Source organism: Variovorax sp. GW821-FHT09B01 (assembly GCF_059418345.1).
Genome location: NZ_JBWKPQ010000001.1, coordinates 157,285 through 177,870, shown reverse-complemented (window position 1 = coordinate 177,870; position 20,586 = coordinate 157,285). Strand labels below are relative to the sequence as shown.

The following is a 20,586-nucleotide window of genomic DNA, read 5'->3' as shown; positions in this document are numbered from 1 at the left end:
TCCCCTGGTCATTCGCGGCCGCTGGCACGCATCGGGGCGACGACTTTCTCCTGCCATCGTCGAGAAGGACCCGGTCGGGGCGAAGAGACTTCCGCCCACGCTGTCTGACCGGACGCATGGGCGCAATAGTCCAGGGCCTGACGAAGTGCAGTGTCCACCCTGCGCAGGGAGATGCAATGCCGGTCCGCCACGTCCTGGCGGGTCATCTCCTCTATTCGCAGCGCAACGAGTACCGAACGATGCCGATGCGAAAGCCGCTGCATTGCCTCCTCGACGGCCTCCACGGCCGAACGCGCCTCGGCGATGGCATCCGGGCCGGGCGCATGATCGACCAGGAGATCGAGCGCGCTATCCCACTCGGCCACGTACTGCCAGGACCGATCGTGGCGCAAGCGATCCATGGCCAGGTTGCGAGCCGTTCGGTAGACGTAGGCCCCGGGACTGCGCACGGGCTCCGATGCCGTCATGTCGCCCAGCCGCAGCCAGGCGTCGTGCAAGCACTCGCTGGCCCGATCGGAACAGCCGAGATCGCGGGCCAACCGGCGATGCAGGTACGCGTAGTTCGCCGTCAGGAACGCCCGCAGCACCACGCCGGGGAGCTCGCCGTTGCCCACGAACTCAGGATCGGGATCAAGAGACGATGCATCGGCCGCGCCGGCGACGCCCGGACAACACGAAGAATGTGCATTCATAGCGGACCGCCTTCGCTCATCGCCCCTGGGAGCAAGGACCGATACCGAAGTCGAGCGGGGAAAGCGTCTTACTTGGCATGCCGCAACCTGGTCTTCTCGGTTTCGGTCAGCAACGACATCACGGACGCGTCGAACTGGTTGCCGTGTCCGAAGACCTGCACGGAGTGGGCAGGGTCGTATCGAAGCGAAACGCTCGATGGCGAGCCGGGGCGCGGCGGCGGCGATGTATCCGCACCTCCCGGAGACAGGCTTTCGTTGCCGAAGCCCAGCACCCGCACCGTGAACACCGACGGCAGGCTGCGCCGCGCTGCGTCCCGCTCGTTTCGCAGGGATTCCTGCGCCGCCATGGCCGCCGACGCCGCCGCCGCGCTGGCGTTGGTCAGTGCACCGATGTTCACCGCCGCCACCATCGGCAGACCGGTCGCTTCGCCTTCGACTTGGATGTTGTCGGCGTTGAGCACCTGCAGCGCGGCAATGTTGAGGTTGCTGGCGACCCGGATGCCGGCATCGCCCGCATCGATGGTTCCCCTGGGCGCGACCAGGTCCACGTCGCCTTCGCCCACGGTGCCGATGCCGGCGCCGCTCATGTCGCGCTTTTCCTGCACGGTGATGTTGCCGTCCGCGTCCGACGTGACTTCCGGCGCCTGCGGGATGCGCACCGTCTTGGCGCCGCGGCCGGCGTCGATGTCGCCCTGGCTGGACCACAACACCTGGTCGCTGCCCAGGGGCTCGGCCTGCGAGACGAAGGACAGGATGCGCGAACGGTTCACGATGATGTCGCGGTCGGCGAACACATTGACCTGCCCCGGCGAGGCCAGCGTCACCAGGCCGTATCCGTCCGGCACCACCGCGCCCAGCCCCGCCACCTGCAGGCCGCCACCGGGGGTGAAGACGTTGATGTCGCCCCCCTGGTGGGTGCGCGCCGCCATCCGGGTCGCGGCGATGCTGCCCACGCCGGACCAACTGCTGCGCCAGTTGTCCGGCAGGTCCGCGGCGTAGCGAACGGGCTGGCCTTCGGCCGTCGCACCGCGGAACAGCGTGTCGATGGCCGCGGAGCCGCGGCGGTAGCCGCCGTTGATCGGACCGTTCTGCCCGTCGCCCCCGTTCTGGTCGCGCCCTCCTTCGCGCAGTTCATAGACGAAGACCTGGCGCAGGAACTGCTCGCGCACCAGGGACGGCAGTTGCCGGTATTGCTCCCACGCCTGCTGCGGGCTCAGCTTGCCGTCCGCGCGGCCGGTCAGGCCGGCGACCTTGTCGGCACCGAGCACGCCTTCCACGAAGGACACCAGGCCCCGGCGCGTGAGCTTGGGCAGGTCGCCGCGGTGGTCCACGCCGTCGGTCAGGTACAGCGGCGCCACCGTCCCGTCCGCCAGGGTGGTCTTCAGGTACTGCGGCATGGCGGCCACGTTGGCCGGGTTCAGGTAGGCCGACTCGAAGGCATCGTAGCTGGCGGCCTTGTTCATGCCGGCCATCAGGGTGATGTCGGCACCCTCGACGGGCAGGGCCTTGATGATGTTCGTTTCCTCGCCGCGCGGCGTGGCCGACACGTAGTCCCAATAGCGATTGCCGTTGGTGTACAGCGAGAAGTTGTTGCCCTGGATGTCGCGCCCGGCCAGCAGCAGCAGCTCCCCCGGCCCTTGCAGCGCGGTGCGGCTGCCCCTGTCGTAGTAGTACGAGGCCGCGCCTCCGCTGGCTCCCGCATAGGGATGCGACAGGAACCGGTTGGCGACAGCCAGGATGTCGTTGCCCGCCGCCAGCACCGTGCTGTCGGTGGCGCGCAGGTTTCGCGCGCTCAGCTCGAAATTGCGGATGTCGGTGCCGGCCTGCACGCGCACCGATTCCGACGCGATCAGGTTCAGGTCGCTGATGGAACCGCCCCCCGCGTAGAGGCGGCTGGGCGCGAAGTCGTGCGCCTGCATCGGCAGCGTCTCCGGGTTGTCGAACAGCTCCGCCCCCCCATTGGCGCTGTTCGTCAGGAAGGCATTCGTCACCGAGAAGCCTCCATAGACGGACTTCAGCGGCGCGCCAAACGCCGACGCACCGCCCAGCACGGTCGTGAGGCCTGTCCACGGGCGGAAGATCGAGGGCCACTTGTCCAGCGTGGTCTGGGTCATCACGATGGCCCCCGTGTTCAGCAGGCTGCTGCCGCGCAGGAAGCGCAGATCCTGGGCAGCCAGCAAGGAGAGGTCGGTGGTGTTCGCCGGCGCCATCGCCAGCAGGCCTGCGATGTCGATGCTTCCGCTCAGGGCCGACACGCTCAGCTTGGCCGGATACAGGCCCACCATGTCCGTCTGGAGCTTGGTGTCCGTCATGCCGTTCACCAGCTTGGTGGTGTTGCCCGTGTCGTTGCCCGCCACGTACTCCGACTGGTTTTCCAGGCGCACGTTGCCGCCGGTGGACACCAGCGTGACGGCGCTGCGCTCGGTCTGGCTGCTCATGAACATCGCATGGCTGGCCCCGCCACTGGTGTCCTTGTCGGCCTGGTCGATGTAGGCCCGGCGTATCTGCATGGGGTCGATCACGGTCTGCAGGACCAGGTCGCCCAGCGTCTGCAGCTTGAGCGTGGCGTCCGACAGCGCCAGCACGGGCGCGATGTCGTAGGCATAGGTGGCGCCGGACCCGTTGCTCGACGTGCCGGTCATGACGTAGCCGGCGGCGCTGGTGCCGGCGTCGATCTCGCCGGCGCCGCGGCCCACGTAGTACTGGCCGGCCTTCAGGGCGCCGCCTGCGCTCACCTGCAGCTGCCCGCCGTTGCGCGTCACGATGGAGGCCGCGGCATCGCCGGCGGAACGCCCGCCCGTCACGCGCATGGTGCTGGGCAAGGCCACCACCAGGTTCACCAGGTCGCCGCCCGCCGACAGCTTCACGTTGCCGCCGCCCAGCGCGCCCAGGCCCTGCTGGAAGCTGGCGTGGTTCACCCACCAGCTCGGTTGCTGGCCCCGCTCGGACATGACCGGCGCCCAGCTGTCGCCCATGTTGTACGCGTCGTAGTAGCCGGTGGGGCTGCCGAACTCGCCCCCGTAGCGCCCCTGGCGGAACAGCCATTCGGTCAGGATCTGGTCCGAACGCACGCCCTGCTGGGTCGGCGCGCGCACGCTGCCCTGGACCGCGACGTCCAGGTGACCGCCCGCGGTGCCGTACTGGGCATCGACGCTGGCGGTGTCGAAGCCGCCACCCAGGGTGGGATCGGCCTCGGCCCGGCCCGCCGTGTACAGCGCGGACTCCTTGTGGGCGAGCACCAGGTCGCGCCCGGCGCGCACCGTCAGGTCGCCGCTGCCGGTGCGCACCAGCTTGCCGGCGCCCGACTCGGCACCGGCCGTGCCCACGCGGATCGTGCCGGCATCGCTCGCGAGCGCACCCGGCGCCCGCGTGGCCAGTGCGTCGACCGAATTCAGGTCCGCGCCCGCCACCAGGCGCAGGTTCCACGACGCGGCCTGCTGCAGCCGCGCCGCCCGGCCCGCGCCGTTGTCGCGGCCCGCCACGTCGAAGCCGTCGCTCAGATGGCCGTCGATGTTCAGGTTGCCGCCGGCGCGCAGCGTGAGCGTGCCTTCGCGGTGCGCCGCACCGAAGCTGTCGAACAGATTCCAGTCGCGGCCCAGCGTCAGGTCGCCCGGGCTGGTGATCTCGATGCCCGCCGCCAGCGTATAGGCGCCGGCGTTGCCGCCCAGCCGCGTCAGGATGCCGGTATGGCCGGCAAAGGCATTGGCCTCGGCGATCGCCTGCGGGGCCACGGATTCCACCGTGCCGTCCGTGCTGGCATGGCGGCGCACGCCTTCGAGCACCGCGGAGCGCGCGCCCTGCACGGCGGCGTTCAGCGCCGTGACGTTCAGGCCGTCATTGCCTGCGGTGCGCTGTGCCCGCAGCCGCAGCTTGCCGCCTTCGCCGCCGCTCAGGTCCAGTGTGCCGCCGGCCAGGTTCAGTTGGCCGTCGACCGCTTCCAGGTCGATGCGGCTGCTGCCCAGGCCGTCGATGGCGTCGGTGGCATGGGCTGCCAGCACCGCGCCAGGCTGCATCGTCAGCCCTGCCCCGCCGACCAGGCGGATGCTGCCGCCGTAGGCCGCGTTGGCCTCGACGCGCGCCGTGCCGTCGACAGAGATCACGCCGCGGTCGGTGATGACTTCGAAGTCGGCCACCCGCGTGGTGCCCGCGATCGTCAGGTCGCCCTGGCGGACGCGGAACTGCCGCGACCGGCTGAAACCCGAATCGTTGAGCGTTCGCGCCAGCGCGCCGAAATCGTCCAGCCGATCGATGGCCAGCGCAAAGTTGCCGCTATTGCCGCCGGCACCGGCCTGCGCCTGCAGCGTGCCCCCGAAGTGGACCCGGCCGCCGGCCGATGCATCCACCGTCAGGCGGCCGGCGTCGCCGCCGTGCGGATGAGCGGACAGGTCCAGCAGGCTGCCCGCGGCCAGGTCGATCAAGCCGCCCCGCGTCGCGAGGCTGATCTGGCCCGCATCCACGTACCGGGCCGCGTCGAAGAAGACTTTTTCTAGGCCCCCCGCGTGCAGGCGGCCCGACTCTGCGACCGTGAGGTTGCCCGTGCCGGCATCGACCGCAATGCTGCCGCCCAGCGCGAGCACCGGCAGCGCCACGGTCACGCCCTGGCCCGACAGGCTCAGGCGCGCGCCCAGGCTGGCGCGGCCCAGTGCCGCCATTTCTTGCGCATCCAGTTGCGCCTCTTGCTGCAACACCAGCTGCCCCTGCGTTCGCAGGGCCTGCTCGGCGCCGGACACCCCTTGCAGCACCGGCGTGCGCAACGTCAGCGCCGCCGTCCCGGCGTCCAGGCCCCCGGTGCCTTCGCCGGCGATGCGCCGGCTGGCCGACAGCAGCACCTGGTCGAAACCGGACATCGTCTTGTCGCCCGCGCCCAGCACCAGTTCGCCTGCCGACAACTCGAGGCGACCACTGCCCGTGCCCGCGCTGCCGAGCGCCGCGCCCGTGTTCTGCAGCGTCAGGCGGGAGGCCTGTACCTGCACGGCATCGGCGCCATGACCGCGCAGGGCCGCGGCGTCGAACACCACCTGTGCCAGGCCGCGCATGTCCAGCGAGCGATAGAAGTCCAGGCTGCCGTAGCTGTGCAGCGTCAATGCCTGCGCGCGCGACAGCTGCGCCAGGGCGTCGGCGTCCAGCACCAGGCCGCCGCTGCCGCCGCCGATGCCGATGCGGCTCGCGGCCACCGACAAGGCCTTGCCCGACAGCTGCGCGCCGGCAGCCATCTCGGTGTTGCTGGTGGCGTCGAGCAGCAACGCCTCGCCGCCCTGCAGCAGCGCACCGGCGCCGATGCGCACCTGGCCGCCGACCGTGGTGTCGACGTTCTCGCGCAACGCCCGCACGGCCTGGCCGCTGCTCACGCGCACCAGCGCACCCCAGTCCCTGGAGGGTGTGACGATGTGGTCGTCGCTGGTGTCGTTCGGCGTGTTGTTGTCGCTCCACACGGCCGCCACCTGCGGCTTGAGCACCAGGTTCGCCTCGTCGCCCGAGGCCCGGCCGTCCGCGCGCAGCACGCTGCCCGACTCGATCGACACCGCATTCGCCGCGGCCAGGATCACCTCCGGGCCGCTCAGCGCGGTGCCTGCGGTGTTGCGCAGCACCACGTCGCTGGCGGCCACGTCCACCTGCAGGCCCCGCACATCGCCCGTGCGCGTGCCGCCCACCAGCAGGCTGCCCGCGCCGAAGCGCGTCAGGCTGCCGGCGTCCACGACCAGGTAGCCGTCGGCACGCAGGTCGTTGCTGTCCTGCCCCGCGCCGACGATGGCGATCTTCGCGGCGGCAATGTCCACCAGGCTGCCGCGCCCGCCCGCATCGGGTTGCGCGCGCAGCTCGCCGTCCAGCGTCAGCGCGCGGTCGGCCTTGAACACCACCGCGCCGCCATCGCGGGCCAGGCGCGGGGTCACGACGTCCTGCCCTGTCAGGCGGTATTGCGTCAGCTTGAACGCATCCGACGAGAAGAAGGCGTTGCCCCGCGCTTCGTTGTATTCGCTGACCTTGCGCACCAGGCTGCCGGGCAGCACGCGCCAGCCCGAGGCCGTGGCATCGCGCGCGCCGCTGATCGTGTCCTGTTCCCCCCCGGCCACGATCGTCGAGCCGTCACGCAGGTTCACCACCTCGCCACGGGACGCAGCCCACGCCGGCAAGGCCTGGCCCGTGCTCTGCACCGCAAAGGCGCCGGGCAGCAGCGCATAGCGTGCCGGCAGGAGCGTGTACCAGCCGGCCCCCAGGCCGCCGCCGGCCAGCCAGACCTTCCGGCCGGCCGCACCGCCCGCCACGGGCGACAGGCCCTGGTAGCCCGGCAGCACCGCGTACATGCCGGGCAGCGTCAGCACGTCGTGCGAGCCGCCCGAGCCGGGCACGTGCTCCCACGCATGCAGATCGCCCCCGCCCGCGATGTCCACCACCGCGCCCGCGGCCATGGCCACGTCCGGCGCTTGCAGGAGCACGCGCTTTTCCGGCAGGGACGACAGATAGCGGTTTTCGTCCAGGGAACTGGCATCGCCGGCATTCGCACGATTGCGGCCCTGCGGGTTGGCAGGGTCCAGCCAGTATTCGGCGTTGCGCAGGCTGCCGTAGAGCACGTCCAGGCCCGCGCCGGACACCGAGGTCAGGCTGTTCGTGCCCAGCGTCAGGCGCTCGCTGGCATTCAGCGCAATCTGCCCGAAGGGCGCGCGCAGCACGCCGTCCTGCTCGATGACGGGCGCATTCAGCGTCAGGCTGCCGCCGGCCGACAGCGGCGCCGCGGCGCTTCCGTTGCCGCGCACGGTGATGGACCGGTCCGAGTTGATTCGCGCCGTGACGGCCGTGGCCGGGTAGACCTGCGCGGCCTTGATCTCCAGCGCGCCACCCACGTCCAGCGTGGCCCTGAGCTGGGAGTCGTCGTAGTCGGTGCCGCCTTCGCTGTAGGCCCCTGCCACGAAGCGCAGGTCGGCGGTGTCCAGCACCGTGCGTTCGAAGCCGCGCATCTTGACGTCGACGGGCGACGCAGACTCGCCCTTCGCACCCCTGCCTGCGATGTCGATGGCCTGGCTGGCCGACAGGATCAGTTCGCCGGCATTGCCGGCCGTGGCGTCGACCGTGCCTGCCAGCGGGTTCAGTTGCAGATGGCGGGCGTGCAGGCGCACCACGCCGCCCTGCCCGTCGCTCCTGATGACCGGGGCGGTGATGCCCAGGCGACCGGCGACGCTCAGGTCGACGCCGCCGGCCAGCCGCACGCCCACTTGCGTGGAATGCAGATCGACCGCCGAGAAGCCCGTGTCCTGCAGCGCCCTCGCCGACACGTGCAGGGTGCCATCCGAGGTGGCGATGTTGCCGATGTCGATCTTGTGGGTCAGTGCCGTTCCGGTGCCGCTCCAGAAATACTTGTTGAGCAGTTCGACCACCCGCTTGTCGATGCCCGCGTCGTGCTCCCACGGCGCCCTGTCGGCGCCCGGTCCCGCGGCAAGCGCCGCGCCCGCGTCGAGGACCAGCCCCTGGCTGCTGGACACCGACGTCGGCAGCATCGTGTTGAGCGCGGTGCGCATGGCACTGCTCATCTTGACGTCGCCGACGTACTCGTCGTGGACGTCGAGGTTGCCGCTGGTGCCGATGATCCGCGCGTACCTTTCGCCGTTGAACGTGTACGTTCCGGTGGGGCTCTTGTAGTAGAGGAAGGAGCCGATGTCCGGCGCCACCAGGTCCCCGGACGCACTCCCGGCCGCGCTGGTGTCCGTGATGGACAAGGACCCGCCCGCCGCCTGGGCATTGCCGCCGTGGGCGCGAAGCCTGGCATTCATCGCACCGCCGGCCGCGGCCGTCATCACGACCGCGCCGCCATCGCTGCCCAGCTCCTGGTTCACGCGCCGCAGGGCGCCGAGCGCACCCGTGCCGCGATCCCAATACGCCACCGTGCCCCGCGCGCCCGACACGTCGATCAGCGCACCCGCTTGCGCATCCAGCGTGCCGGCGTTCAGCGTGACCGTGCCGCCCGGCAGCACCCTGCCCTGGGGCAGGCGCATGACCGGGTCGTGGAAGATTTGCGCCATGCCGGGCAGCAGCAATTCGGCCCCATCGGCCAGCGTCAAGGTGTTCTTGGCGCGGATGTTCAGCGTCCCGGCCGGCGCCTGAAGACGGCCCGCCACAAGCACGGAAGCCCGCCCGGACCCGTCGGCGTCCAGCGAGATCGCGCCGCCGGTTTCGGTCTGGATGCTGGCGTTCGCGTCGATGCGGATGCCGCCGCCGGACGCGGCGGTCGCCAGCGACAGGCCGCCGGGCGCGCGCGCGGCGCGGCGCGGCTCGCTCGGTTCGTCCAGTGCCCTGGGGGCCAGCACATCGCCCAATGCGCTGCCGCTGGGCAGCGTGCGCAGCGTCGATACCGCGGCGGGCATGTCCCAGCTCGCGGGTTGGATGTGGACCCGTGCGCCTTCCGCGACCACGATGTCCCCGCCGAGCGAACGGATGCCGATCGTGCCGAAGCCGCGCTCGGCGTACAGGGTCTGCGGCAGGTGCAGCGGCTTGGCTGCGCCCGATGCACTTCCGCCCGTTGCCCCGCCCGCGGGCGCGGAGCCGCCCACCTGCACGTCACCGGTCGCGGTGATGGTGAGCCGGGACGCATCGCCCCCCGCCCAGCCGCGCAGGTCCAGCGTGTCGAGCGCCGTGTTGTCGAACGCCGTCAGGGTGATGGCCCCGCCATTGCCCGCCTGCACCTTGCCCGCCTTGCCGCCCGACGTGACACCGGACAGCCAGCCGCCGCCGGACACGTCCAGCGCTGCGCCGGCGGCCACGTCCACGTTGCCGTACACCGTGCCGAGGCCCTCTTTCATCGGGGTCCCCAGGGCAATCGAGCCACCATGGATGGCGCGGCCCAGCGTGACGCCCCCAGCGGTGTCGTTGACCCACTGGCCCGCGACGCTCAGCAGGCTGTTCGCACCCAGGCGCAGCACGCTGTCCGCCTGGCCGCCGGCGCTCAGGGCAATGGAGCCACCCGGGGCGATGAGCTTGCCCTGAATGTCGAAGTTGCCGGGGATGCCCTGGCCGTCGTAGACCGCGGCCGTGAAGCGCGCCCCCGGCTGCAGATTCACCACCGCGTTGTCTTCCAGCACGAAGCCCGTGTTGAGGTTCAACTCGATGGCGCCCAGGCCTGAATGGCTCAGCCCCGCGGCGGACAGCCACGTGGTGCGGCCCACGCCCGCGCCGGCGCCGGGGGATTGCCCTTCCGGCTCGGTCAGGAAGGCATCCCTGCCCAGCGGGCTGTCGATGGAGAAACCCGCCGGCAGCAGCGCGGGCCTGTCGCTGATGATGACCTGCCCCAAGGTCCACATGCCCTCTTGCGCCCGGTTGGAACCCACCGTGAGGCGGCCGGCCCGAGGCAGCTCGGACGCTTCCTGCACCCGGTCGCCGGGCTGCACCGAGCCCCTGAACTCACCCTCCAGGATGAAGGCGCTGCCGGCACGGATGTCGATCGAACCGGCATTCCGGCCTTCCTCGTAGCCCGGCTCCCAGCGCCGCCCCGACAACAGCGGATTGACATAGGTCTGCGTGACACCCCAGCGCGCATGCGTGTACTGGTACTGGCCCGCGATGCCCTCGTAGGTCATGTCCGCCGGAGCGGACGACATGGTGTAGCTGCGCCCGTCCACGCCTCGCAGCAGCGTTTCCGTGTTCCAGCCGTCGCTGTAACGCACCGAGCCGCCGGACACGTCCAGAATGGATCCCGGCCGCGTGATCACCGAGCCGTTGGATTGGATCGTGATGTCGCCGCCTCGCGCCGCCAGCTCGGACAAGCCGATCAGGCCGTTGCCCACCCAGCCCGTCACGTCCGCCAGCGGGGTGCCGACCCAGACGCCCTTGACCGCCTTGCCGGACTCGTCGGTGACCCATTCGACCCCCGCCATCAGCCCCTTGAAGGTCCCCGACTTGCGTCGATCCACGACGACCTTCCGGCCGTACAGCCAGGTATTCGCTTGCAGGTGGGAGTCGCGCAGTTCGTTGATGCGCAGTTCGGCTTCGATGAAGTTGCTGGCCATGTCCACCGGCATCTGCATCAGTCCCGCGGTACTGACGGTGGCATGTTCACCGATGAGGATGCGGCTGCCGTCGCCCACCTGGGTGTTGCGCTGCAGGGCCGCAGGGTTGGCCTGGGCCTGGATGTCGATGTTGCCTGCAGCGGCGGTGACCTGGGCACGGGTCTGCACGTCGATCGTCTTGCCGTGGAGCTCGATGCGGCCGGGCTGGTAGCGGTTTGCCAGCGAGCCGCTTTCGATCCGGGTGGTGTCCTGCCAGTCGTTGACGACTTGCGTGATGCTGTCCGGCCCCAGGGTCAGCGTGCCGCCCGACCAGGCCGCCAGGTGCGAGACGTTGGCCGCCAGATTGATGTCGATGTTGTGGACGCCCTGGCCCCAGGCGTGCAGGCGGATGGAGCCGGTCCGGTTGTTCAGCGCGGTGCTGGCTTGCAGGATGCCGTGCTGGTTGATTTCGCGCGACACCATGGTGATGTCGCCGTGATCGGCCTGGACGATGCCGGTGTTGAGCACGCTGTAGCCGACCTGGGCCGCGCGCTGCTCCATCAGCGGCAGGATGTCGGACACGATGCGCCCGATGAGGTAGGGCTGGAAGGCGGGCGCTGTCTGCGGATTGATCAGGAACTTGGCCGGAAAGACCCAGGGCCGCACCGACGAGGCGACGGCATCGAAGCCGCGCACGGTGGGGCTGATTTCCCTGGCTTCCAGCCACACGTTCTCGCCGGCGCCCAGCAGCGTCTGGCCACTCGGCGTCCGGATGCTGCCCGCATTGCTGACCTTGGGTGCGAACATCAGCACGTGGCCACCCTGGCCCGTGATCTGCGCACCGGCCAGCACCTTGACGTCGCCCGGCGGCTTGCCCGGATCGAAGGCCGGGCCCATGTCTTCGAACAGGACGTTCGAATCGGTCGGCATCTGCTTGGGGTTCTCGCCGAAGGTGGGAATCCCGACGCCGACTTCCAGGCCGCTCCAGTAACCGGGGTCGCCCGCTTTCGCGCCCAGGCGCGTGTTGAGACCGGCCTTGAACTGTTCGTCGCTGAGTTTCAGGCTGGAGGCGACCAGGTTGCGCACGTTGACCTGGCTGCTGCCGGTGAACAGGATGCCGTTGCGATTGATGAGGTAGACGCTGCCCTCGGCCTCTATGCGGCCGGCGATCTGGCTGGGTCGGCCGCTGGGATCGTTGATGCGGTTGAGCGCGATCCACTCGTTGACGCCGGTCTTGGCCTGGGTGCCGGCACGCTGGTCGAACTTCACCGTCGTGTTCTTGCCGACATTGAAGGTCTCCCAGTTCAGGATGGCCTTGTCGGCGGTCTGCTCGATGGTGACCGTGGTCCTGCCGTCCGCTGCTGCTTGAACGGGATTCCTGGCATTGAGCCAGCCGGCCGTCAGCGAATGAGTGTCGACCTTCAGGCCGCCTTCGGCCAGGCCGTCCGGCGGAGATTCGCCGCTGGCCAGCGCCTCGGCCCGCTTCTGTGCCTGCTGCGCCTGTTGCGCGGCGATCGTGCGCGCGGCCAGGTTCAGGTTGTTGATGGAAGCCTGCAACTGCTGGCTCGCCGCGGCCGATGGCTGCGTCGGGTTGATCAGGCTGGACGCCGGCGTGCCGTTCGGCAGTTTGCCCGTTGCGATCACGCCCGCCCGAGTGGCGCCCTTGTCGGCGAACCACGCCGGACCGAACACCCGCTGGGCGTGCGCGCTGCCGAGGACCCCACCCGCGGCCAGCGCCACCGCGATGGCCCGCGCGACTGGCGCCATCCTGAAAACCTGCCGCGCCGCGCGTGTCGGTCGATTCTTCTCGTTGTACCCACTGATGGTCATTTCTTGTTCCCGCCGAAGTAAGGACTGTGCCGAAGGGGCTGCACGCTTCGCGCAGGCAAGCCGCATTCAAGAAGCCCCCCGCGATGGCGATCAAGAGCCAACGCGATAGGAGCCGTCAGTTCCTTGACGGGACGGAAACGTCGAATTCCAGAAGAATATTTTTGGACTCGTTGCGGGCACGCGCTTGCCGCTGCGGCCTCCATCTGAAAAGTCCTTGCAGATCAACGACGGGGACGCGCTGCACTTCGGCAAAGTCACGAAAGCTTCACAGTGGCTGCGCACGACAACCATGAGACGCCTCGACAACGCCACCGATCATTCGACGTGGACCCGACGCGACATCGAGACAGGGTCACCACCCGACCCCTGGGCCTGTCCCTAGCTCAGAACCAGCACACCGGCGGGGAGCGACCGAGCGTTCAAGCCGAAGGAACGCTGCATCTGGAGCAATGCCAGATCGAGACGGTCGAGCCTGAAGGTCGCGGTGACCGTTTTCCCCCGCAGCGAATCCACCATCAGGACCACGCGCCCGGGGCGGTAGCGATTGATCTCATCCAGCACCGCGGACAAGGGGACCTGCTTGAACACGAGTTCACCGCGCCGCCAGGCAGAAGCCACCTTGGGGTCGACGGTGGCGATGCCGCTGATCGAGTGATCGCGGTAGACCGCTTGCTGGCGTGCGAGCAGCAGGCGGTCGCCGGCCGGATGCTCGATGCGTACGCGCCCCGCCAGGCAGGTAACGCACACCCGTCCTTCCAGGCGGCTGATCTCGAAGCGAGCCGATTCGGCAATGCTGCGACCGGCGCCAGCCACGACGCTGAAGTCGCGCGCGCTGGCCAGCATCTCGATCGCCGCTTCGCCGTTCAGCAATTCCAGCCCCACGGTCTGGCCGTCCGAGGTCAACCGGCGGACGCTGGTCCGGGTGTTCAAGGTCACGCCGATCTGATCGGACAACGCGATCGCACGCTGCTCGCCGGCGACCGTGCGCCAGTCCGCGTTCCATTCATTGGCCGCGGGCCACAACCCCAAGGGCGAATAGACCGCCACCCCCGCGACACCAGCCACGGCTGCCGCTCCAGCCGCGCCCAGGAAGGCCCGGCGGCTCGCCTCGGGCGTGCGCAGGGTTTCGCGGTGAAGTTTCGCCGCTTCGGCGTCGCTGCGCACCAGACTGTTCAGCGCGGGTTGAAGCACTCGCCACTGCTGCCGGGCCTCGATGAACGCCGCTTGATGCGCGGGACTTGCGTCACGCCAGCGCCGGAACGCCTGTGCCTCCCATTGCGTCGCGGCGCCCGAATGCAACTTGCGCACCCAGGCGCGCGCGTCTTCGCGCAGGGTCTCGGGCAGCTTCAGTGGTTGAGGGTGCGTCGTCATGATGGTCTCAGGGGGCCCGTACCTTGTAGACGGTTGCGGACGCCGCAATCCTCAAACTGTTTCTTCGTGCCGTCATGAAAACCCGCCGGATTTCGGTTCCAGTCGTGAGAACAGAAAATCCTGCGCGGCTTTCAGTTCGTACTCGACGTTCCGCACGGGAATACCGAGCCGCTTGGCCACGTCCCGCTGGGACCAGCCCTCCAGCCGAACCAGCAGCAGGATTTCGCGGCGGCGCGGCGGCAAGCGCGACAGAAGGTCATCCAGCGCCTCCAGCTGCGAACGGGCTTCGGCCACCTCGGCGGGACCGGGCGCCGGGTCCGGCAGTTCGTTCATCAGCGCCTCGATGTCGTCGGACAGCAAGACCTGGCTCTGCGCGCGCCGCACATCGATGGCCAGGTTGACCGCCATGCGCAGCAGATACGCCTGGGGCGTGGCAATGGGCCCCGGAATGGACTGGCTGCGCTGCAGCTTCAGCCAAGTCTCGTGCAAGGCGTCTTCCGCCAGTTCGGCATTCCCCAGCCGCAGGGCCAAGCGTTGCTTGAGCTGATCGTAGCGTTGAACCAGGAAGCTGCGCAGCAGCGGGATGACGTCCTCCGTCATGCGTCAGTGCACCGTGGCACAGCGGGGTCCGGGCAATACGTCGTGCGGGAGGATGGCGAGCGTGAGCGGCAGAGCCAGGTCCGCTGGTGGTGGGCGGTCCATCTTCAGATTCGCCAATGCCGCGAGCATGGCCGCATCCCGCCCAGGATCTCCCGAAGACGAAACCAGGCTTGCCTGGCTGATGTGGCCCGACGCGGCCACCCGCAGTTGCAGGATCGAGCGGTAGTGGCCGGGGGCAGTGCGGAGATCGGCACACAATGCCTCCCAGACACGGGCCTGAACCAGGGCGTCGTACCGGCGTTGCGAACCGGCAGCCGATGCCACCACAGGCGCCCCTGCGACACGCTTCAGTATGAAGGCACCGGAAAGCTGGGTGTCCACGTCATGCGCAGTGAAGCCTGTGCCGGCCAGCAAGATCCGCAAGGCTGCATGCGAGGTATAGCGCCCTCGCACCGGCGCGGAAGTTCGCCCGGCCACCCATTCGTCGATGAACATCACCGATCGCCCCGACACCGTGGCGTATTGCGCCAAGGCAGTCACCAATGGCTGCGCCGGCACATCGAAGTCCAGCATCTGCGATTCGGACGAAGCGCCAGTGGCGATATCCACCGACTGCGCGTCGGTACCCGCGGCGACCGCCTTCGCTGTCGATATCCAGGCGATGCAGACGCAAACTGCGGTACACGTCAGGCCGGAGGCAACGGCTCGCACGAGCCTGTCGTCCTTGCCCCGGCCAGAGCCCCGTACGACAACTCGCCCACAACCACCATGCACGGAAGCCGACAAGGAAGAAGAGGATCGTATCGGCAAGCTTGTGGACGGTATTTCAACTGCTGCGAGGATCACATTCGCGAATGACGGTCTCGTGACCGCCGGCATGGCAGCCCCCTCACCCATGCGTCCACCGCGCATGCAGCCAGCGCGCCAACGCATCGAACAGATCGCCCAGCGCCCCGATCAGCACGATCCAGTTGATGCCGATGGCCAGCCGGATGCCCGTGAGCAGGTCTAGGGAGCGCAGTTCAGCGGCCGGGAAAGCCTCGCCTTTGCCGGTCCGCATAATAGGGATCGATCATTCCCTATATACTCGCCGCCCATGTCCTCCTCCCCTTCGATCCAGGTCAACACCACGCGGGGCCGCGGCCGCCCACGCGAGTTCGACATGGACGAGGCGCTCGACAAGGCCGTGCTGGTCTTCCGCGAACGCGGCTACCACGGCACCTCGATCACCGACCTGACGGCCGCGATGGCGCTGACCTCGGGCAGCGTCTACAAGGCCTTCAAGGACAAGCGCGGCATCTTTCTCGCGGCCTTCGACCGCTACAAGGAGAGGCGCGACCCGCTGATCCGGGCCCAGGTCGAGCGCGGCGCCACGGGCCGCGAGCGGCTGTTCAACGTGCTCGGCTTCTTCGCGGGCTCGTCGCATGGCGTCGAGGGCGAGCGCGGTTGCCTGGTGGTCGGCACGGCCACCGAACTGGCCACGCTCGACGACGAGGTCGCGCAGCGCGTCAAGCGCTCGCTCGACAGGAACGAGGCGCTGCTCGAGGAACTGATCCGGCAGGGCAAGGACGACGGCTCCATCGCCACCGCCCTCGACGACAGGACCGCCGCGCGCCTCGTGCTGTGCGTGCTCCAGGGCATGCGCGTGGTCGGCACCACGGGCCGCAGCAAGAAGGAGATGCTGGCGGTGGCCGAGGCCGCGATGCACATCTTCGACTGACCTTCGACTGATCTTTTTTTTGCCAATTTTGGACATGAACATTTCCTTATTTGGCACTCTCCTTTCTTCCACGCTCTCACGCTCCCCATGACGACCTCCACGAACACGGCGACGCCACGCGCCACCGCCGCGCAACCCCATGCCTGGCTGGTGCCGCTGGTGGCCACGGCCTGCGGCCTGGCCGCGGCGAACCTCTACTACGCGCAGCCGCTGGCCGGACTCATCAGCGCCGCGCTCGGGCTGTCGCCCGCCGCCACCGGCCTGGTCGTCACGCTGACGCAGCTCGGCTACGGGCTGGGCCTGCTGTTCATCGTCCCGCTCGGCGACCTGGTCGAGAACCGGCTGCTGGTGCTGGTCCTGCTGTGCATCGATGCGTTGTCGCTGCTGGCCGCGGGCCTGTCCACGCATCCGCTGCCCTTCCTGGCGGCGGCGCTGTTCATCGGGCTCGGCACCGTGGCGGTCCAGGTGCTGGTGCCCTACGTCACCCACCTGGTGCCCGAGGCCCGGCGCGGCCGTGCCGTCGGCAGCGTGATGAGCGGGCTGATGCTGGGCATCATGGGGGCGCGGCCGGCGGCGAGCTTCGTCGCGCAGCTGTCGTCATGGCACATGGTGTTCGTGCTGTCCTCGGCGCTGATGCTGGTGCTGGCCCTGGTCCTCGCGCTGGCGCTGCCGACGCGCACGCCGTCGCACCGGCTGCGCTACGGCGAGTTGCTCGCATCGATGGTGCGGCTCGCGCGCACCACGCGGGTCCTGCAGCGGCGCGCGCTCTATCACGCCTTCCTGTTCGCATCGTTCAGCCTGTTCTGGACCGTCACGCCGCTGCTGCTGGCGAGCAGCGCCTACGGGCTGTCGCAGGCGGAGATCGCCCTCTTCGCGCTGGTGGGCGTGGCGGGCGCCGTGGCCGCGCCCTTGGTCGGCCGCGCCGCCGACCGCGGCTGGAGCCGCGGTGCGACCATCGGCGCCATGCTCGCGGTGGCGGGCAGCTTCCTGCTGGCCCACTTCACCCATGGCGGATCGCCGCTGTCGCTGGGCCTGCTGGTGGTCGCGGCGGTGGTGCTGGACTTCGGCGTGGCGGCCAACATGACCCTGGGGCAGCGCGCGATCTTCGGCCTTGGCGCCGAACTCCGCTCGCGGCTCAACGGCCTCTATATGGCCACCTTCTTCCTCGGCGGTGCAGTGGGGTCGGCACTCGGTGCTTGGGCCTATGCGAAGGGCGGATGGCCGCTGGCGTCGTGGATCGGGTTCGCGTTGCCGGCGATGGCGCTGGCGTGGTTCGCGACGGAATGAGCGCGACCGTCGAGGTCGTCACGCCCGAAGACCCGGCAGCGCGATCAACGCGCCGACGAGGAAAGCGCACGCAGCCAGCGTTCGCGCTCTTCGTCTTCCAGCGCCAGCAAGCTCTCGGGTGAACCGCCGCCGCCGACCACCTGCAGGTCTTGCAGCTGCTTGCGCACCTCGGGCCTGGCCAGCACCTGGGCCACGGCTTGCTGCACGGTGCGATTGGACGCGGCATCCGAATTCGCCGGTGCCCAGAGGCTGAAGTGGTCGTACGTCGCGTAGCCGGCCAGCGGCGCGCTCGAGGCCAGCGTCGGCCACGGCACACCGTCGAAGCTTTGCGGGCGCGCCGGGTCGGCGGTGGTGCCCAGCACGCGCAACTGGCCGCGCCGTACCGCGACCGCCACGCCGTTCACGGGCGCGAACAGCAGGTCCACCGCATGCTCCTTCGTGATGACGTCCGAGTCGGGGTACATGCCCTTGAAGACCACGCGTTGCACGTCGACGCCGCTCAGCGCGCGGAACTGGCCGAAGGCGAGGTGGCCGGTCCAGCCGTCTTCGCCCGTGCCGATGCGCAGGCTGCCGGGGTGGGCCCGCGCATAGGCGAGCAGGTCGTCCGTGTCGTGAATGCCCAGCGCATCGGCCTTCGTGCTGTCGATGGCCAGCACCAGCGGCTGCGACGCCAGCAGCGTGACGGGACGAACGGCCTGCATCAGCGCATCGATCGGCGGGCCCTGGTGCACGCCCTCGATCCCTCCGCGCGGCAGCCTCAGCGCCGCGAGCAGGACCTTCTCGTTGCCGCCCTCCGCCATCAGCCGGCGGTAGTCGGCCTCGGTGGCTTGCGGCACGTGATCGACCTGCACGCCGCGTCCCAGCAGCCTGGGCAGGTGGCTCGCCAGCATCCCGGCATAGTGGCTGCTGCGGCCACCGGGTGGAAACGGCACGGTCACGTGCAGCGTGGGCTGCGGCACGGCGGCCAGCCATTGCCCGGCATCGTCGAGCAGGCCGTAGCGTATCTCCCATGCGCCGGCGGTGGACGCGTTGCGCACCAGGGCTTCGGCCACCCAATGGCGGCCCATGCGGTGGAACTGCCGGATGATCGGCCGCTCGTCCTGCCACCCGGGCGGCCGCCAGTCCGGGGGGAACGCGCCCGCGACGACGGCATAGCCATGACGGAACGCTCGCGCCTCCTGGAACTGCGGCGCGATCGCCCATTGGCCCTGCGCGTTCCGGTAGCCCCATCGGCCGGTGTCCGCATCCTTGGCCGGCCGCAGTGCGGCGTCGGTGTTGCTGCCGTGCAGCCGTTGCCAGCGGCACGCGCGCGGCGTGCTGGCGTTGCGCTGGCGATCGAGTCCGACGGCGGTGCACAGCCGGATGCGCCGCTGGGCCGTCGCGTCGGGCAGCCCGCCGAAGATGAACGGGATCACCATCCTGCCTCGCGCGTCGATGAGGCCCGAGCCGGTGGAGCCAGGTGTCGGCATCTGCCGCTGGTAGTCCATCCATTGCGCCGTGGTGATGTCACGCGGCGGCGGCGGCGTGCGCCACTGCCCCGCGGCATCGCGCAAGCCGGGCTGTGCGTAGACCGTGTCCACCTGCAGGTCGGAAGCCGCTGGCCTGGATTCGTCGGGCATCAGGTAGGAAAGAGCGGCGGGGGAGTCGATGGACGTCGTGTCCTTGCCATCGCAACGCACGGGCGGCACGGCCCACTGCCCTTGCGCATCGATGCGCCCGATGCCCACGGTGGTCCGTTGACCGCCGCCAGGCTTCTGCTCCACCAGCCATACCTTGAACGCGGGCTGGAGCGCGGTGCCGACGCCGATGATGCCAATGCGCTCCAGCCACACGACCTGCCAGCGGCCATCGCAGAAGCTGCGCGCCGTCGGTGACAGGAAAAGCACTCGCCCATCGAGGGCGTCGAACAGCGCGGGCGCGCGCTCGCTGTTCCTGCCCGGATTCAGGCTCAGCCAACGCGCCTTTTCGATCAGGTCCGGGGCGATGCCGATGGTGAAAGTGAAGACGTCTTCCCAGGGCGGCGCTGATGCATTCACCGGCCGCAATTGCCAGGTTGGCTGCATCGGCACAGTGCCCGGGTCAGCCTGCAGATCCTGGTAGGTCGGCGGCGCCGCGTTGGCCGAGCCGAGGGCGATGCAAAGCCACAGCAGGATTGCGAAGAGAGGCAGGCGCTTCATGAAGCTCGCCTGGTCGTGGCAGACAGGGGGATCGGTCTTTCGCTCATGGCTTCCGGTTCTTTTGCCGGTTGATTCTGCTTAAAAAACCAATGTATTCAACGCTTTATATGAAGTCCTTGCGTCATTCAGAAGGCTGAATTTTCCAGTTCGCTTTCCTGTTCGGTTGCCCCTGCCCGCCGCACGCGCCCCCCTCACCCATGCGTCCACCGCGCATGCAACCAGCGCGCCAACCCATCGAGCAGATACCCCAACGCCCCGATCAGCACGATCACCGCCATCAGCTCCGAATAGGCGAGCCGGTCGCGCGTGTCGAGGATGAAATAGCCGAGCCCGGCCGACACACCGAGCATCTCGGCCGGCACCAGCACGATCCAGATGATGCCGATGGCCAGCCGCACGCCCGTGAGCAGGTGCGCGGTGATGCCCGGCAGGATCACGCGCAGCACGGTCTCGCGACGCGTGGCCGACAGGCTGCGCGCGAGCGTGAGCCAGTGCGGGTCGAGTTGCGCCACGCCGGCCGCGGTGTTGAGCAGGATCGGCCACACGGCCGCGAAGGCCAGCAGGAAATACACCGGCAGGTCGCCCACGCCGAGCACCATCACGGCGATCGGCATCCACGACAGCGGCGAGATCATGCGCAGGAACTGGAACACCGGCGTGCTGGCCTGCGCGAAGCCGCGCCACAGCCCGGTGAGCACGCCCAGCGGCACGCCGAACACGATCGCCAGTGCGAGGCCGATGGCCACGCGCTGCAGGCTCAGCAGCGCGTGCTGCCAGATGTCGGGACCGGCGACGAGACGCACGAGCGCCAGCGCCGATGGTCCGGGCGCGAAGGCCGCGGCGATCGGCGTGCGCTGCGCGAGCCAGGCGCTGCCGGCCCACCACAGCACGAGCGCGAGCGCGAGGCCGGCCAGCGGCAGTCCGAGGCGGCGACCCAC

Annotated in this window: 10 protein-coding genes; 2 read left to right on the top strand and 8 right to left on the bottom strand. The window is 69.5% G+C overall.

The annotated features are described in order from the left end of the window. Positions 1 to 8 precede the first annotated feature (8 nt). From AC07RV_RS00665 to AC07RV_RS00640, 6 genes are all read right to left on the bottom strand, one after another. Positions 9 to 692, bottom strand: a complete 684-nt coding sequence (locus AC07RV_RS00665) for an RNA polymerase sigma factor (RefSeq protein ID WP_093345365.1) — start codon at positions 690 to 692, stop codon at positions 9 to 11. Between the two features lie 68 nt (positions 693 to 760). Then, the gene (locus tag AC07RV_RS00660) at positions 761 to 12,493 is read right to left on the bottom strand and encodes a filamentous hemagglutinin family protein (protein WP_296783764.1); all 11,733 of its coding nucleotides are present in this window, start codon (positions 12,491 to 12,493) and stop codon (positions 761 to 763) included. Between the two features lie 378 nt (positions 12,494 to 12,871). Beyond that, positions 12,872 to 13,864, bottom strand: a complete 993-nt coding sequence (locus AC07RV_RS00655) for a FecR family protein (RefSeq protein WP_296783766.1) — start codon at positions 13,862 to 13,864, stop codon at positions 12,872 to 12,874. Positions 13,865 to 13,936: 72 nt separating this feature from the next. Next, positions 13,937 to 14,464, bottom strand: a complete 528-nt coding sequence (locus AC07RV_RS00650; RefSeq protein WP_296783768.1) for an RNA polymerase sigma factor — start codon at positions 14,462 to 14,464, stop codon at positions 13,937 to 13,939. 3 nt (positions 14,465 to 14,467) lie between these two features. Next, on the bottom strand, positions 14,468 to 15,175 hold the full coding sequence (locus AC07RV_RS00645; protein WP_296783770.1) for an STN domain-containing protein: 708 nt from the start codon (positions 15,173 to 15,175) through the stop codon (positions 14,468 to 14,470). A gap of 178 nt (positions 15,176 to 15,353) precedes the next feature. Further along, positions 15,354 to 15,524, bottom strand: a complete 171-nt coding sequence (locus AC07RV_RS00640; RefSeq protein WP_296783771.1) for a hypothetical protein — start codon at positions 15,522 to 15,524, stop codon at positions 15,354 to 15,356. Between the two features lie 36 nt (positions 15,525 to 15,560). Between AC07RV_RS00640 and AC07RV_RS00635 the strand changes: the two genes are divergently transcribed. Next, positions 15,561 to 16,184, top strand: a complete 624-nt coding sequence (locus tag AC07RV_RS00635) for a TetR/AcrR family transcriptional regulator (RefSeq protein ID WP_296783774.1) — start codon at positions 15,561 to 15,563, stop codon at positions 16,182 to 16,184. Between the two features lie 87 nt (positions 16,185 to 16,271). Then, positions 16,272 to 17,471 carry an MFS transporter gene (locus AC07RV_RS00630; protein ID WP_296783776.1) on the top strand — a complete coding sequence of 400 codons (1,200 nt, stop codon included), beginning with the start codon at positions 16,272 to 16,274 and terminating at the stop codon, positions 17,469 to 17,471. Positions 17,472 to 17,515: 44 nt separating this feature from the next. On the opposite strand, the gene AC07RV_RS00625 is transcribed toward AC07RV_RS00630, so the two are convergent. Together AC07RV_RS00625 and AC07RV_RS00620 are read right to left on the bottom strand one after the other, a co-directional pair. Then, a complete protein-coding gene (locus AC07RV_RS00625) occupies positions 17,516 to 19,648 on the bottom strand; it encodes a tripartite tricarboxylate transporter substrate-binding protein (protein WP_296783779.1) in 2,133 nt (710 codons plus the stop codon). A 191-nt stretch (positions 19,649 to 19,839) separates the two neighbouring features. Continuing rightward, a complete protein-coding gene (locus AC07RV_RS00620; protein ID WP_281081689.1) occupies positions 19,840 to 20,586 on the bottom strand; it encodes an ABC transporter permease in 747 nt (248 codons plus the stop codon).

Excerpts from the sequence above, each read along its gene's own strand:
- AC07RV_RS00640 (WP_296783771.1), bottom strand. The coding sequence starts at position 15,524 with ATGCGGACCGGCAAAGGCGAGGCTTTCCCGGCCGCTGAACTGCGCTCC.
- AC07RV_RS00635 (WP_296783774.1), top strand. The coding sequence starts at position 15,561 with ATGTCCTCCTCCCCTTCGATCCAGGTCAACACCACGCGGGGCCGCGGC.
- AC07RV_RS00655 (WP_296783766.1), bottom strand. The coding sequence starts at position 13,864 with ATGACGACGCACCCTCAACCACTGAAGCTGCCCGAGACCCTGCGCGAA.
- AC07RV_RS00625 (WP_296783779.1), bottom strand. The coding sequence starts at position 19,648 with ATGAAGCGCCTGCCTCTCTTCGCAATCCTGCTGTGGCTTTGCATCGCC.
- AC07RV_RS00630 (WP_296783776.1), top strand. The coding sequence starts at position 16,272 with ATGACGACCTCCACGAACACGGCGACGCCACGCGCCACCGCCGCGCAA.
- AC07RV_RS00650 (WP_296783768.1), bottom strand. The coding sequence starts at position 14,464 with ATGACGGAGGACGTCATCCCGCTGCTGCGCAGCTTCCTGGTTCAACGC.
- AC07RV_RS00665 (WP_093345365.1), bottom strand. The coding sequence starts at position 692 with ATGAATGCACATTCTTCGTGTTGTCCGGGCGTCGCCGGCGCGGCCGAT.
- AC07RV_RS00660 (WP_296783764.1), bottom strand. The coding sequence starts at position 12,493 with ATGACCATCAGTGGGTACAACGAGAAGAATCGACCGACACGCGCGGCG.